Annotated in this window: 19 protein-coding genes; 5 read left to right on the top strand and 14 right to left on the bottom strand. The window is 57.1% G+C overall.

The window, feature by feature from the left end; all coding sequences use genetic code 11:
- Positions 1-45: 45 nt before the first annotated feature.
- Complete coding sequence (locus AABM55_RS06475; RefSeq protein ID WP_019692130.1) at positions 46-513, top strand: DUF1456 family protein; 468 nt, start codon at positions 46-48, stop codon at positions 511-513.
- 246 nt (positions 514-759) lie between these two features.
- Positions 760-1,458 carry a tRNA (N6-threonylcarbamoyladenosine(37)-N6)-methyltransferase TrmO gene (gene tsaA / locus AABM55_RS06470; protein WP_347929118.1) on the top strand — a complete coding sequence of 233 codons (699 nt, stop codon included), beginning with the start codon at positions 760-762 and terminating at the stop codon, positions 1,456-1,458.
- Between the two features lie 111 nt (positions 1,459-1,569).
- Here the strand turns inward: tsaA and fpr are convergent, their stop codons facing one another.
- Complete coding sequence (gene fpr / locus AABM55_RS06465) at positions 1,570-2,349, bottom strand: ferredoxin-NADP reductase (RefSeq protein WP_003189055.1); 780 nt, start codon at positions 2,347-2,349, stop codon at positions 1,570-1,572.
- 136 nt (positions 2,350-2,485) lie between these two features.
- Between fpr and AABM55_RS06460 the strand changes: the two genes are divergently transcribed.
- Complete coding sequence (locus AABM55_RS06460; RefSeq protein ID WP_347929117.1) at positions 2,486-3,412, top strand: LysR family transcriptional regulator; 927 nt, start codon at positions 2,486-2,488, stop codon at positions 3,410-3,412.
- A 124-nt stretch (positions 3,413-3,536) separates the two neighbouring features.
- On the opposite strand, the gene AABM55_RS06455 is transcribed toward AABM55_RS06460, so the two are convergent.
- The 3 genes from AABM55_RS06455 to AABM55_RS06445 form a co-directional block, all read right to left on the bottom strand.
- Complete coding sequence (locus tag AABM55_RS06455; protein ID WP_054595972.1) at positions 3,537-3,899, bottom strand: diacylglycerol kinase; 363 nt, start codon at positions 3,897-3,899, stop codon at positions 3,537-3,539.
- Positions 3,900-3,974: 75 nt separating this feature from the next.
- Complete coding sequence (gene erdR, locus AABM55_RS06450; RefSeq protein WP_054595971.1) at positions 3,975-4,625, bottom strand: response regulator transcription factor ErdR; 651 nt, start codon at positions 4,623-4,625, stop codon at positions 3,975-3,977.
- 226 nt (positions 4,626-4,851) lie between these two features.
- Positions 4,852-5,610, bottom strand: a complete 759-nt coding sequence (locus AABM55_RS06445) for a tRNA-uridine aminocarboxypropyltransferase (RefSeq protein WP_347929116.1) — start codon at positions 5,608-5,610, stop codon at positions 4,852-4,854.
- Between the two features lie 190 nt (positions 5,611-5,800).
- Here AABM55_RS06445 and AABM55_RS06440 point away from each other — a divergent pair, with 190 nt between their 5' ends.
- The gene (locus AABM55_RS06440) at positions 5,801-6,226 is read left to right on the top strand and encodes a PA3611 family quorum-sensing-regulated virulence factor (protein WP_019692124.1); all 426 of its coding nucleotides are present in this window, start codon (positions 5,801-5,803) and stop codon (positions 6,224-6,226) included.
- A 9-nt stretch (positions 6,227-6,235) separates the two neighbouring features.
- Here AABM55_RS06440 and AABM55_RS06435 read toward each other — a convergent pair whose 3' ends face one another.
- Entirely contained in the window at positions 6,236-6,430 is a 195-nt protein-coding gene (locus tag AABM55_RS06435; protein WP_054595969.1) for a hypothetical protein, read from the bottom strand.
- A gap of 504 nt (positions 6,431-6,934) precedes the next feature.
- Between AABM55_RS06435 and AABM55_RS06430 the strand changes: the two genes are divergently transcribed.
- A complete protein-coding gene (locus AABM55_RS06430; RefSeq protein WP_054595968.1) occupies positions 6,935-8,056 on the top strand; it encodes an LOG family protein in 1,122 nt (373 codons plus the stop codon).
- A 42-nt stretch (positions 8,057-8,098) separates the two neighbouring features.
- On the opposite strand, the gene recX is transcribed toward AABM55_RS06430, so the two are convergent.
- From recX to AABM55_RS06385, 9 genes are all read right to left on the bottom strand, one after another.
- Positions 8,099-8,566, bottom strand: coding sequence for a recombination regulator RecX (gene recX, locus AABM55_RS06425; protein ID WP_054595967.1), 468 nt, complete (start codon positions 8,564-8,566; stop codon positions 8,099-8,101).
- Positions 8,567-8,574: 8 nt separating this feature from the next.
- Positions 8,575-9,627: a recombinase RecA gene (gene recA / locus AABM55_RS06420; protein ID WP_054595966.1), complete on the bottom strand. Its 1,053-nt coding sequence runs from the start codon at positions 9,625-9,627 to the stop codon at positions 8,575-8,577.
- Between the two features lie 83 nt (positions 9,628-9,710).
- Positions 9,711-10,211: a CinA family protein gene (locus AABM55_RS06415; protein ID WP_103315479.1), complete on the bottom strand. Its 501-nt coding sequence runs from the start codon at positions 10,209-10,211 to the stop codon at positions 9,711-9,713.
- Positions 10,212-10,293: 82 nt separating this feature from the next.
- The gene (locus AABM55_RS06410) at positions 10,294-10,830 is read right to left on the bottom strand and encodes a lysis system i-spanin subunit Rz (protein ID WP_347929115.1); all 537 of its coding nucleotides are present in this window, start codon (positions 10,828-10,830) and stop codon (positions 10,294-10,296) included.
- Entirely contained in the window at positions 10,812-11,375 is a 564-nt protein-coding gene (locus AABM55_RS06405) for a glycoside hydrolase family 19 protein (RefSeq protein WP_347929114.1), read from the bottom strand. Before AABM55_RS06405 ends, AABM55_RS06410 begins: the two co-directional genes overlap by 19 nt.
- A 15-nt stretch (positions 11,376-11,390) precedes the next feature.
- Positions 11,391-11,999, bottom strand: coding sequence for a tail fiber assembly protein (locus AABM55_RS06400; RefSeq protein ID WP_347929113.1), 609 nt, complete (start codon positions 11,997-11,999; stop codon positions 11,391-11,393).
- Positions 12,000-12,006: 7 nt separating this feature from the next.
- The gene (locus AABM55_RS06395) at positions 12,007-13,086 is read right to left on the bottom strand and encodes a phage tail protein (RefSeq protein WP_347929112.1); all 1,080 of its coding nucleotides are present in this window, start codon (positions 13,084-13,086) and stop codon (positions 12,007-12,009) included.
- A gap of 21 nt (positions 13,087-13,107) precedes the next feature.
- Positions 13,108-13,614, bottom strand: a complete 507-nt coding sequence (locus tag AABM55_RS06390; RefSeq protein WP_347929111.1) for a phage tail assembly chaperone — start codon at positions 13,612-13,614, stop codon at positions 13,108-13,110.
- 1 nt (position 13,615) lies between these two features.
- Complete coding sequence (locus AABM55_RS06385) at positions 13,616-14,509, bottom strand: phage tail protein (protein WP_347929110.1); 894 nt, start codon at positions 14,507-14,509, stop codon at positions 13,616-13,618.
- Positions 14,510-14,570: the final 61 nt, after the last annotated feature.

Raw genomic sequence — 14,570 nt, 5'->3', positions numbered from 1 at the left:
GCTGTTAACGGCAACGCCCACAGCTGAATGATCAGGACTGCACACATGATTCATAACGACGTACTGCGCAGCGTGCGCTACATGCTCGACATCAGTGACAAAAAAGTCATCGAGATCATCAAGCTCGGCGGCATGGATGTCACCCTGCCCGACCTGGTGACGTACCTCGACAAGAAAGAAGAAGACGAAGAAGGCTTCGTACGCTGCCCGGACGAGGTCATGGCGCACTTCCTCGATGGCCTGGTGTTCTTCAAGCGCGGCAAGGACGAAAGCCGTCCACCGCAGCCGATCGAGCTGCCAGTCACCAACAACATCATCCTGAAGAAACTGCGCGTGGCCTTCGAACTGAAAGAAGACGACATGCACGCCATCCTCAAGGCCGCCGAATTCCCGGTCTCCAAGCCTGAGCTGAGCGCACTGTTCCGCAAGTTCGGCCACACCAACTACCGCCCTTGCGGCGACCAGTTGCTGCGCAATTTCCTCAAGGGCCTGACCCTGCGCGTTCGCGGCTGATCCCAGACCTGCGGTGACCGGGAACATCATTCCACTGGATGGCGGGTTCAGCCTCTGACGCTCTTGTGGCGAGGGAGCTTGCTCCCGTTCGGCTGCGCAGCAGCCGTAAAATTGGCACCTTAATTGATCGGGAAGGACTCGGTCACAGGTTTTGGGGCGCTTCGCACCCCAGCGGGAGCAAGCTCCCTCGCCACAGAGGCCGCGTGGGTTATCATGCCCACCTCTTTCTCGCCTCGACCCCACACCATGACCTACAGCGTTTCCCCGATCGGCTTCGTGCGCTCCTGCTTCAAGGAGAAGTTCGCCATTCCGCGTCAGCCGCAACTGGCACCGGCCGCTCGCGGCATTCTGGAATTGGTGGCACCGTTCGATCAGGGTGATGCGGTGCAAGGCCTGGAGCAGGTCAGCCATGTCTGGCTGCTGTTCCTGTTCCATCAGGCACTGGAAGACAAGCCGCGACTCAAAGTCCGCCCACCGCGCCTGGGCGGTAACAAGTCCATGGGCGTGTTTGCCACGCGCGCGACCCATCGGCCCAATGGCATTGGCCAATCGGTGGTCAAGCTGGACAAGGTTGAAGCCAATCGCCTGTGGATCTCCGGCATTGACCTGCTGGACGGTACGCCGATTCTCGACATCAAACCCTACGTGCCCTACGCCGATATCATCCCGGGCGCATCCAACGAGATCGCCAGCGCCGCGCCGCAACTGATTCCCGTGCAGTGGGCGGATTCAGCCTTGCAACAGGCGCATACGCACGCTCAGCGCCTTGAAGAGCCCCTGGTCGAGCTGATCGAGCAATGCCTGGCGCAAGACCCACGCCCGGCCTACCAGACGCCTGCCCCCGAACGTGAATACGGCGCACAGTTCTGGGACCTGGACGTACGCTGGCATTACCCGCAAGCCGGGCTGATCCGCGTCCTCGAAGTCATCCCCGCGAAAGCCTGAACCCCAGAAACGCAAAAGCCCGCGCTGCCTTCTCAGGCAACGCGGGCTGATCGTTCCCACGCTCTGCGTGAGAATGCATCCTGTGACGCTCTGCGTCACCGGAACAACAGCTTACTTCTCGACGAACGCACGCTCGATCAGGTAGTCACCGGGCTCACGCATACGCGGCGAAACTTTCAGGCCGAAGCTGTTCAATACTTCGCTGGTTTCGTCGAGCATGCTCGGGCTGCCGCAGAGCATGGCGCGGTCGTCTTCAGGATTGATCGGCGGCAGGCCGATATCGCTGAACAGCTTGCCGCTGCGCATCAGGTCGGTCAGACGACCTTCGTTTTCAAACGGCTCGCGGGTCACGGTCGGGTAGTAGATCAACTTGTCACGCAGGGCCTCGCCGAAGAACTCGTTCTGCGGCAGGTGCTCGGTGATGAACTCGCGGTAAGCGACTTCGTTGACGTAACGTACGCCGTGGCACAGGATCACTTTTTCGAAACGCTCGTAGGTTTCCGGATCCTGGATGACGCTCATGAACGGCGCCAGACCGGTGCCGGTGCTGAGCAGGTACAGATGCTTGCCAGGCTTCAAATCGTCCAGCACCAGGGTGCCGGTCGGTTTTTTGCTGATGATGATCTCGTCGCCTTCCTTCAGATGTTGCAACTGGGAAGTCAGCGGACCATCGGGAACCTTGATGCTGAAGAACTCGAGATGCTCTTCCCAGTTCGGGCTGGCAATCGAGTAAGCGCGCATAAGCGGGCGGCCGTTGGGCTGTTGCAGGCCGATCATCACGAACTGGCCGTTCTCGAAGCGCAGGCCCGGATCGCGGGTGCACTTGAAGCTGAACAGAGTGTCATTCCAGTGGTGAACACTGAGGACACGCTCGTGGTTCATGTTGCTCATGTACGGGGGACTCCTGGAGATTTTGTCTGCGCATGCTCTGCGCCAAGAGAGCAGTGCGCAATTGCATCGCATTCTAATGGCAGCGACAATATCTGTTAACTGGATTATTAAGATAAGGGTTATCGGTTATATAGATATGCGATTTACTCTCCGTCAACTTCAAGTCTTCGTCGCCGTCGCTCAGCAAGAGAGTGTGTCTCGTGCTGCGGGCCTGCTCAACCTTTCACAGTCAGCGGCCAGCACCTCGATCACCGAACTCGAGCGTCAATCCAGCTGCCAACTGTTCGACCGCGCCGGCAAGCGGCTGAGCCTCAACGCCATGGGCAAACAACTGCTGCCGCAGGCGGTGGCCTTGCTCGACCAGGCCAAGGAAATCGAAGACCTGCTCAACGGCAAGTCCGGTTTCGGTTCGCTGGCGGTCGGCGCCACGCTCACCATCGGCAACTACCTGGCGACGTTGCTGATTGGCAGCTTCATGCAGCGTCATCCGGAAAGCCAGGTGAAGCTGCACGTGCAGAACACTGCCAACATCGTGCAACAAGTCGCCCACTATGAAATTGATCTGGGTCTAATCGAAGGCGACTGCAGCCACCCGGACATCGAGGTACAAAGCTGGGTCGAGGATGAATTGGTGGTGTTTTGCGCCCCGCAACATCCGCTGGCCACCCGTGGCCAGGCCAGCATGGAGGAGCTGACACACGAGGCGTGGATCCTTCGCGAACAAGGCTCCGGCACGCGCCTGACCTTTGACCAGGCCATGCGTCACCACCGAAGCGCCTTGAATATTCGGCTTGAGCTGGAACACACCGAAGCGATCAAGCGCGCGGTGGAATCTGGCTTGGGGATTGGCTGTATATCGCGGTTGGCGCTACGCGATGCATTCCGCCGCGGCAGCCTGGTGGCGGTTGAAACACCAGACCTGGATCTGGCGCGGCAGTTTTATTTCATCTGGCATAAACAGAAATATCAGACGTCGGCCATGCGCGAGTTTCTTGAACTGTGCCGCGCTTTCACCGCCGGGGTTCAGCGCAGCGACGAGATCGTTCTGCCGACGATTGCCTAGGGTGAAAACTCGCCGAGCGGCGATCAGGCAAGGCAAAAACAGGCGAGGAAGCGGAGTTTAGGCACCTAAATGAGCATTCCGAGCCTGTTTTTAACGCAGTCTGGTCGACGCGCAGGCAGTTTTGTCAGAGCAGAATCACCGCCCACACCATCACGATCATGCTCAGGGCCATTAACTGAGCAGCGCTGCCCATGTCCTTGGCATTTTTCGACAACGGGTGCCGATCGAGGGAAATCCGGTCAATGGCCGCTTCCACGGCCGAATTGAGCAACTCGACGATCAGCGCCAGCATGCAGACGGCAATCAGCAAGGCACGCTCGACGTGGCTGACGTTCAGCACAAACGCCAGCGGAATCAGGATGACATTGAGCAGCACCAGTTGACGGAAAGCAGCTTCGCCGGTGAAGGCTGCACGCAGGCCGTCGAGAGAATAACCACCTGCATTGAGAATGCGCTTGAGACCGGTTTGACCTTTGAAAGGCGACATAGAGTAGGCAACTGAACCAGAAGAAGTAGAAAAGCTAGATCAACAGAAGTTAAAAAAGCGTGAATGAAAGCGCCGTTAGTGGCTCGAAATTGACTCAAGTTGTTGCAACAACAACGCCGCCTGAGTCCGGGTACGCACCCCCAACTTGCGGAAGATCGCCGTCACATGCGCCTTGATCGTCGCCTCCGACACACTCAACTCGTAGGCAATCTGCTTGTTCAGCAGACCTTCGCAGACCATGGTCAATACACGGAACTGCTGTGGCGTCAGACTGGCCAAGCCTTCGCTGGCAGCCTTGGCCTCGTCCGAAACGCTGACCGCTTCAAATGCCTGCGGCGGCCAGAAGACATCGCCATCCAGCACAGAACGCACCGCTTGCTGAATCACTTCCAGTGAACTGGATTTGGGAATGAAACCGCTGGCCCCGAATTCACGGGAGCGCACCATGATCGAGGCTTCTTCCTGAGCCGAAACCATCACCACCGGAATCTGCGGGTATTGACCGCGCAACAGCACCAGCCCTGAAAACCCGTACGCGCCCGGCATGTTCAGGTCCAGCAGCACCAGATCCCAGTCAGCCTTTTCGGTCAGACGGGCTTCCAGCTCGGCAATGCTCGCCACTTCCACCAGACGAACCTCGGGACCAAGGCCCAGGGTCACGGCCTGGCGCAGCGCGCTGCGAAAGAGAGGGTGGTCATCGGCAATCAGGATTTCGTATGTGGCCATTTTTCAAATGATCCTGTTTTTTATGGCAGACCCGATGCATTCAGGTATCGCCAAGGCAACTCGAGGTACCGCCAGATAGCGGCACCAACAGGGCACGTTCAACGCCAAGAGCCCATAAAACCGGCGTTTCAATCTTCGGCCGCACCCCAATCGGCGCCAAGGATGCCCAGCGAAGCCTGGGTGGTCAAGCCGCAAACCTGCGGTTACCTGTCAGTATGGGCGACTCTCAGGACATGACCGGCGCGGTGTGTTCAACGAAAGGCAGCAATTCTGTATGGGCCGGGGTCGAGACATTCATTTCCAGTTGATGTTTCGCATCGAGGTAATGCTGGCTGAACACATCGAAATAGGCACCCAGTGCCGATGCAGCGTCTACATCCCCTGCCAGATCCAGGCACAACGCAGCCACTTCCGCGGTGCACAGGTGTTCGCTGCGGGTAGACCTTCGCAGGCGGTACCGCGAGAGTTTTTCGGGGAGCAGGCTCAGAATCGGAAACCCGTCGAAATAAGGGCTTTTCCGAAAAATCTTCCTCGCCTCGGTCCAGGTTGCATCCAGCAGGATGAACAGCGGGCGCTTCTCGCTGGTCGCCTCGACGGTATGAGTCACGCGTTCGGGAGCAACGTATTCGCCGGGAAAGACCAGATAAGGCTGCCATTGCGGGTCGGACAAAAGCTTGATCAATTGCGGGTCGATCTCGGTACGCGACCAGATAAAGGCAAAGTTATCCCTGACCACGTCTGCGATCAGCCAGCCGGTGTTGCTCGGTTTGAACACTTCCTTCCTGGTCATGATCAGGCAAACACCGGCCCGTGATTCGACCTGGGGACGCCAGTTACATAGGCAGTGGCTTTCGATCACCCGGCACGTATGGCAACGGGGCGCCCGTGAACCGCGGGCCAGAAAAGGCTTGGTGCTCTCCTCTTCTCGCTCATCGCGCAGACGGGCTACGGCGTTCGTGGCAAAACGTTGGGCTGCATCGCTCATCGCAGGCAGCACCGGCTGGGAAGGGATATCGACACAAAAAACACTCGGCAAGGCAGAAAGTCGCGGCAGTTTACCAGAGCAGCTCGCCCAAACCTGTACCGCCTACCCCCCGCTCGCCTATAATCCGCCGCCACTGAACGCACCGCCATGTGGCTGGTCGAAGCACCAGTCACTGAACCAGGAGAGTTTCATGCTGCGCCTTATCGTCCCCACCGCTGCCCTTCTGCTGGCCCTGCCCTTCAGCGCTCAAGCAGCCTCCCTGAATGACTTGAATCTGGGCAAGATGCTGGAAAAGGTTGCTGCGGAAAGTAACGTCGGTCTGCCTCGGGAAATCAATGAGAACCTTCTCGACCAAGGTTATACGGTCGATGGCAAACAGCTGATCGACCACATCAGCGTGCAATCGGCTTATGCCGACGAAATGCGCGCCAATCCAAAAGTGGTTTATCTGCAACTGGGCGCCAGCGTTTGCCGCAACGTGAACTACCGCAAGCTGATGGCCAAGGGCGCGATCATGCGTTACGACTTTTCGGAAAACAAAACCAATCGCCCTGTAGGCTCGGCCAGCTACCAGGAATCGGATTGCCCTGCGCAAACGGCACAAAAGAAAAAGTAATCACTTGAATCAGTGAGAACCTGCGCGTCGTTGCTCGTCATCGGCGCGCAGCTCTGCCACCAGCGCCTGCAAATAAGGCGAGCGCCACTCTTGGCCTTCCAGGCGCCGACGACATTCCTCTTCAAGGCTCACGTGATTGCGCGCGGCCGCCGACTGCAGCAATCGATACAGTTGCGCATCGACCTCCAGAATCACCAGGCTCATAGCCTGCCTCCTTGCACTTGATCGCCAATCATTGCGCGATGATCCCCTACCGCTCCTGAAGCCTTGCGCCTTGCCCTGGACGCAATGCTGTCGTGTTGTGTCTGTAACTGAGTAAATCAGAGCCTTGGCCGTCCGACACAGGTTCTGACGAGCGGTGACAGTCGGTTGTGAACTCGCAATAAGTGATTGCCAGCGAAGACTTTCGAGGACCATGATCAAGTCAGCGCAACTCACCACGAGCGTCTAGATTCAATGTATTGGTGTTTAATGTCCGGGGCAGAAAAGGGGCTGCCCATTCAGAGTCCTGTCGTGCGAACGTTTCTTTCATCCAAGGGATAAGCAGAACCCGTCTGGATGACTCGACCGCCACTTCAACGCTTCATGGTCAGGTCGGGTCGGGTGTAGTGCCCAGCCCTCTTGCGGGCTGAGAGCGACACAAGCTGTGTCGCGGCTCAGGCGAATTTCTCGTTCGAGCCGAAGGTTCTGTGTAGAAGGAGAAGTTGAATGCCTTACCAACCGAATGAGCTTCTGGTGCGTCATTTTCAGAGCATCGGCGTCGATCTCACCAGCAAGATCGAAGAGCAACTCAACCTGGTTTCACCCAATAGCCCGAATATTCCGATTTATCGCGACATGATGTTGACGGTCTTGCGCATGGCGCAAGAAGACCACAATCGCTGGAACGCCAAGATTACCCAGCAAACCCTGCGCGAACTCGAGCATGCCTTCCGTGTGCTGGAGCAGTTCAAGGGGCGGCGCAAAGTGACCGTTTTCGGCTCGGCACGTACGCCGGTTGAACATCCGCTGTACGCCCTGGCCCGGGAACTGGGCGCAAAACTCGCCCAATCGAACCTGATGGTCATCACCGGTGCCGGCGGCGGCATCATGGCCGCCGCCCATGAAGGTGCAGGTCGGGATAACAGCCTTGGATTCAATATCACCCTACCCTTCGAGCAGCATGCGAATCCGACCGTAGGCGGCACTGCCAACCTGCTACCGTTTCACTTTTTCTTTACCCGCAAACTGTTTTTCGTCAAAGAGGCCGACGCACTGGTGCTCTGCCCTGGCGGCTTCGGCACGCTGGACGAAGCCCTGGAAGTACTGACCCTGATCCAGACCGGCAAAAGCCCGCTGGTTCCCGTGGTGTTGCTGGATGCTCCTGGCGGCACGTTCTGGGAAAGTGCGCTGAACTTCATCCGCAATCAATTGGAGGCCAACCATTACATCCTGTCGAACGATCTGAAGCTGATTCGTCTGGTGTACACCGTCGATGACGCTGTGGCGGAAATCAATCAGTTCTACAGCAACTTCCACTCCAGCCGCTGGCTGAAACATCAGTTCGTGATCCGCATGAATCACAAACTCAGCGACCAGGCGCTCGAGCATATACAGGAGGCCTTTGCCGACCTGTGCCTGAGCGATCACTTTCATCAACATACTTACGCTGGCGAGGAGCACGACGAGGCTCAGTTCAGTCATCTGGTGCGGCTGTCCTTCACGTTCAACGCCCGTGATCACGGACGCCTGCGTGAACTGGTCGACTACATCAACCAGCCGGAAAACTGGGCCACGGCTCAACCGCCCCAGACGCCACAGCGCAAACGGGAACAGATCAAGGTTACTTGAGCAAAAAAAGGCCCGACTATTTCAATAGTCGGGCCCTTTCAGTCAGTCATCCATTCCTCGGCCGCTGAACAAGCGGCCAATCATTTCCATGGAGTATCCCCGATAGGCGAGGAAGCGCCCTTGCTTGGCGCGCTCGCGGGCGTCTATCGGTAAATGCCCGGCAAACTTGCGTCGCCAGGTCTCCTCCAGGTTCTCCTGCCAACTGATTCCGCTTTCACGCAGGGCAAGTTCGATATCGGCACGTTGCAAACCACGCTGGCTCAACTCTTCGCGAATGCGCAAAGGGCCGTAGCCGGAACGGGCACGGTAGGAAACGAAGCTTTCGAGGTATCGGGATTCGGACAGCAGCCCCTCTTCCGTCAGACGGTCGAGTGCTGTATCGATCATTTCATCAGAAGCGCCGCGCTGACGCAGTTTACGCGTCAGCTCGACTCGACCGTGCTCGCGTCGTGCGAGCAGGTCCATTGCGGTTCGCCGCACCGCGACGAGGGTATCGAGTACGGCGGTCATCGGATCAATCAGATATCAGCGTCAGCCAGATCATCGGCAGTCTCTTTGACCGGCGAAGCCTTGACGTCTGGAGTCGGCGTCAGCAGCTTGTCGCGAATCTGCTTCTCAAGAGTGGCTGCGATGTCCGGGTTATCCTGCAGGAACTTGGCCGAGTTGGCTTTGCCCTGGCCGATCTTGCTGCCGTTGTAGGCATACCAGGCACCGGATTTCTCAACGAAGCCGTGCAGCACGCCAAGGTCGATCATCTCACCGTTGAGGTAGATGCCCTTGCCGTAAAGAATCTGGAACTCGGCCTGACGGAACGGCGAAGCCACCTTGTTCTTGACGACTTTGACACGGGTTTCGCTGCCGACCACTTCGTCGCCTTCTTTCACCGCGCCGGTGCGGCGGATGTCCAGACGAACCGAAGCGTAGAACTTCAGCGCGTTACCACCGGTGGTGGTTTCCGGGCTGCCGAACATCACGCCGATTTTCATCCGGATCTGGTTGATGAAGATCACCAGGCAGTTGGCGTTCTTGATGTTACCGGTGATTTTACGCAGCGCCTGGGACATCAGACGGGCTTGCAGGCCCACGTGCATGTCACCCATTTCGCCTTCGATTTCAGCCTTCGGAACCAGGGCCGCCACGGAGTCGACGATGATCACGTCAACCGCGTTGGAGCGCACCAGCATGTCGGTGATTTCCAGGGCTTGCTCGCCGGTATCCGGCTGGGAAACCAGCAGGTCGTCGACATTGACGCCCAGTTTGCCGGCGTACTCCGGGTCCAGGGCGTGCTCGGCGTCGACGAATGCGCAGGTCGCGCCGGCTTTTTGAGCCTGGGCGATCACGGACAGTGTCAGCGTGGTTTTACCGGAGGATTCAGGACCGTAGATTTCAACGATACGGCCTTTTGGCAGACCGCCAATGCCGAGTGCGATATCCAGACCCAGAGAGCCAGTGGAAATAGCCGGGATCGCCTGACGGTCTTGATCGCCCATACGCATCACGGCACCTTTGCCGAATTGACGTTCGATCTGACCCAGGGCCGCAGCCAAGGCTTTCTTCTTGTTGTCGTCCATTAAAGTCCTCACGTAATCAATAAGGCCTGACGGCCAACACCTGTATAAGTAGCCAGTATTATTCCACAGCGTTTCGGGATCGCCTACCCCTCATTTGAGATTTCTCCGGCGGTATACTGCAGCAACCCCTCTAGCGCGGCCTTCACCGTTTGTCGGCGGACCTCACCGCGGTTACCGGGGAAGTGTCGGCACTCCGAATACACGGCATCTCCGATCCCCCAGGCCAACCACACGGTGCCCACCGGCTTGTTCGACGTACCGCCGTCCGGTCCTGCAATACCGCTGACCGCCACGGCAAAACGCGCGCGACTCTTGTGCTGGGCGCCACGTACCATGGCTTCGACCACTTCACGACTGACCGCCCCGACCTCGGTGAACAACTCGGCGGGCACATTCAGTTGCTGGGTCTTCTGCCGATTGGAATAGGTGACGTAACCCGCCTCGAACCACGCCGAGCTGCCGGCGATTCGGGTGATCGCTTCGGCGATCCCGCCACCGGTGCAGGACTCCGCCGTGCTGACATGCGCATTGAGCACCTGCAAACGCCGGCCTAGTTGCGCGGCAAGCTGGGTGATTTCGTTCACGACTCTCTCCTTGATCAGGCGGGCATGCGCACTACCGTACACGAGCGAATCACGCTTGCAAGACGCGGGCTAGATCAAAATGTTAATGAGCCAGGGCTCTGACATACGCCTGACAGGCCTGCAAGGCAATCAGTCCGCGGTCGCCTGTGTCGGTGATGCCGATAATTCGTTGAGCATGCGCCGGCTCAAGTCGGGCTCGTAGGGTTCCATGAACCACGCCGCCGGTGCCGGAGGCGGCTGACACACCACAACCGGTGTCGGCTTCACGGGGGTCGACAAGGACTGACAGGCGCAAATCAGCAGTGGCAAGACGGTCGCGCAGGCGACCTTGATCACGTTGTGCATCGCTCAAGGCCTTTGAATAGGTTTGATCGCTGGCCTGAAGACGCTGCTCCAGGGCCAGGCGCTTGTCCTGTTCGGTGCGCTGTTGATTCGCCGCCGCCAGGGTCAGTTGGTTCAGCGCCTCGCCGTGCAACCTGGCTTGTTCCGCCAGTTGCCGACCGTAGCGCCAATCCTGAAGGTGCCAGGACACTGCCGCAGCACTGCCAGCCACAATGGCCAGCAGCACAGCGACGCCGATCACCCGGTACGAAAGTGGCATCAGACCGAAGGCTGGCATAACACCGCCCTCGCCCGTGTCCAGAGCTGCAAACGTTCTTCCAGCCCATTCAACCCGCCGTTGATCCTGCGGGTGATGCTGTTGAACTGCTCACGATCGGCCAGTTCATTCAAACCGTTCAGCTCCCAGAACCAGGCCGCCGATTCGGCCGCCCATTGCGGCTGCTCGAGCAACTCTGGCAGGGTCAGCAAACGCTCATCACCGAACAGTCCAAGGCTGCATCGACGATAGTTATCGCGCCCGGTGATCTGAATCAGCCCACGCCCCCGATAGCGCTGACCATCACCGTCAGCTTCAGGCGTATTGCCCAAGCGGACGGCCAGCGTGCCGGTATCGTATTTGCTGAGGTACTGGTCGCTGCCCAACTCACGCACATACCGCAACTGCCCCGACTCATGGCCGATTTGTGCAAGGAACGCGGCGATGCGCTTGGGGGTGTTGATGTTGTGGCGGGTCATGGCGGTGTTGAGGGCAGAAACGAAAACGCCCGCTTGGAGGCGGGCGTTGGGCATGATCTTGAGCAGTTGCCCTTCTGTTACAGGCATGAGGATGTCCTTGATTTACTTTTGTTTAAGACCGAAGAGCGAACGCAGTGAATTTGTCGATTCCTTGGGTTCAGAAAACGTCAGAATCGGCCACTCGACTTCAAGTGGGTAGCTTGCTTGCTGTTCGATGCGGTTCAAGGCAACGCAGTAGCGTTTCCAGTCCAGCAGCGCGGATTGCTCCTGTTGTGTGGCATCGCCCAGATCGACGGCGTATTGAAGAGGGGCGATGCGCATGGCGGCGTCGCGCAAGCGGCTGTCTCGCTCTTTCAGAACACTTGCCAATTCGGCTGTTTCTTTCGCCGATTGATCAAGTTGCCAGTCGCCATCGAGCCAAACGTAATATTGACCGGGCCAAGGTTTATCGGTGAGGCCATCAGGTAACTCACCCAATTGTTCCCAGGTGGTCGATGCGCCTGTTTGCATTTGAAATACTGTGCCGCGGCGGTCACGCAATGCCTGCGGAGCTCCGTTAACCCAGGCCCATACAAAACCGTTTTCGGGTTCGGCAAGCGCGTGAGGGAACTCGACGGCATTACTCGGTAATTGAACACCAAGCCCCGGGACGACAGGGAATGTAATTGGACCAACCAATTGGCGAACGTCATTGATTAAATAATTTGGCATTTAAACCTCAAATGAGTTTGATACGGCCAGGGTAAGCAATGTTTCGCGGACGAGCCACACCACTGTGATTCATCAATTCAAAGTCAGGGAGCTGCGTAACTGTAGTATTGGGTGTGATGTACTTAACAACCGACCCCACATAGTCCCCCAAAGAACCCGCATCAAAACCCAACAACTTTCTTTGGCCGATAATATCTGTGGCAAAAATAATGTTATCTCCAATACCATTGTCGCCGTGCACCAATGACCCCTTTTGCCACGTACCCGGTACACGTCCGGTATCGACGGAATAATCCTCAGCCCATATCCGAAGAAACTCACCACGCGCTTCGGGAGCGCGAAAAGTCGTGGAACCATCCCCCGGCGTCCATGCACCTCCACGATCGGTTTCTGGGCGCAACATTCCCGACTGCTGCGCGTGATCCCACAGCCAAGGCCACTCAGCGCGATTAAGGATTGATCCGTTCAGGGCACCGTATCCGCCCGGCATCAATGCCACGGTCGTTTCAAAGACAGGCCGCCCAAGCGGGGTTCCATCAAACCGCCCTACGGGCCACCAGCTACCAGCGCCATCGCTACGCAAATGCCACCAGTCTCCCGCGCCCATCAACACCAGAAACGGATAACCGTTAGTACGAAGATGCGTGTGAAATTTGAGAGAGTCTGTGCCCGAACATTGAACAACCAACCGGTTACCGCTGTTATCCACTCGGCGCACGATCACATCACGAACACCTAGGGCTGAATTAGCAGCAGGCAGTGTGAGAGTGACCGCATTCGCTCCGCCATTGGCCAACACAAGCCCCAGATCATCGGGAGCCAATATTTGAGAGACGGCCACGGTTTTCACCAACGAAAGCATCGGACTAGCCTTCGTCATGATTACTTGCAACGCTTTCAACAACTGACCGTTATCTGCCTCAGACGGAGCCAGTCCGGCACTCGTAATAACCGCCAGCATTTCCTGGGTAACACTGTTACCCCACGTCGCGGGAATCAACGATCCCGGTGTTCCGGAAACCATGTTTTCATCAACGAACCTGCCATTCACCAACCCTACACCGGGGACACTTTTTGGATAATCCAATGTTCCACTCCTTATAAATGTCTATTGAGCGATGGTGGGCTCTACCGGTTTCACCGATTTTCTGACCCGTGTTTTTCTAACAGGAGCAGCCATAATGCTGACGGGGGCAATCAGTACCGGTCGCTCTGTCAGTGCAGGGAACTTCTCGGTAACCGGCCAATTGCGCAAGTTTCGACGGTAAGTTTGCAAGGCTTCGTACTCCGCCGCTGACAACGTGGTTGCCCCTCCTGTCTCCAGCTCGTCACGATGCCTTGCAACCAAACCATCGGTTTGAAACAGTTCGGAGTCGCGCCAGGCACGTTCGTTTGACGCAGACACTTCAGTTGACACAGACGGAGGATCCACAAGAATCGGGTAACCATCTTCAGGACGCACAGAAATAATCTTCGGCGATCTAGCCAACGCCTCAAGCAACGAGAGCCAATATGCCCGGGGTATTTCGATTACATCATCAGGAATATCCGCCCCATTTAACCCAACAATATAAGCACCCCGTGTTCGCGCGCTAAATAATATTGTACCGTTCAATTCAATACCCCTTCGCAATGTAATTAACAGCCCAGCCAGCCGCCATCTGCCCCGTATAGCTTCGAACTCTAAGTCGGCAACCTTGTTTTGTATTGGTACCGCCAATAAGAATGACCATTGCGATGTCACCACCGACATGATTGGCGACAACCGAAACACAGGCATTGGGAAAAGAGACTGGAAAAGTCACATACATTTCTCCATTCGCATCAGTCATACCATAACCCCACTGATCCATGTTGCCACTCGGATACTTCTGATACCCAGAAGCCCCGGTGACACCCGCGAACAGGGTGGCGTACTTCAGACTGGCAGTACCGTAAACCGTCCAGACCCCGGACTCTTTGACAAAGGTCGCATTCTCGCCTGCGGTCATAGTCATGCTATTGAGCATGGCGCCTTGCGGAGTGATTTGAGCCCCTGAATTACTGGCAACAGTAACAACCGAACTGGCACGACAATGCAGGCTTATCACCGCGCCAGCAGGGACCGCATTAACATCCGGCAACGTCACCGTATAACTTGTCATTCCGCCAAGGCCTATCGAACGACCAACGTCCGCGACGGTAAGTTGCTCTGATGCCGATATCCCGCGTGAACCTGCATAGTTCCCGAGTGCACGCTGCACAAATTCAGAGGTCGCCACCGACTTTCCTGCGTCAAACTGTGGTGGCGTAACAAACAGATTGGAACTGCGCAAGGCTCCCAGCAACTGATTGTTCGACGCTTCATCCGGTGTCAAACCGGCGGCCTGTACAACACTCAGAATTTCCTGAGTGACGCTATTTCCCCAACTCGCCGGAATCAACGATCCAGGTGTCCCGGTGACCGGGTTTTCATCGACAAACCTGCCATTCACCAGCCCTACGCCGGGTGTATTTTTTGGATAATCCATAATGTTTGTCCTCCAGCCGTGTTTGACCGGAATATTTGAACGAAAACAAAAACGCCCGCTG

This window comes from Pseudomonas helvetica (assembly GCF_039908645.1).
Lineage (GTDB): Bacteria > Pseudomonadota > Gammaproteobacteria > Pseudomonadales > Pseudomonadaceae > Aquipseudomonas > Aquipseudomonas helvetica.
The sequence above is the reverse complement of the archived record's forward strand: the minus strand, read 5'-3'. Positions and strand labels throughout refer to the sequence as shown.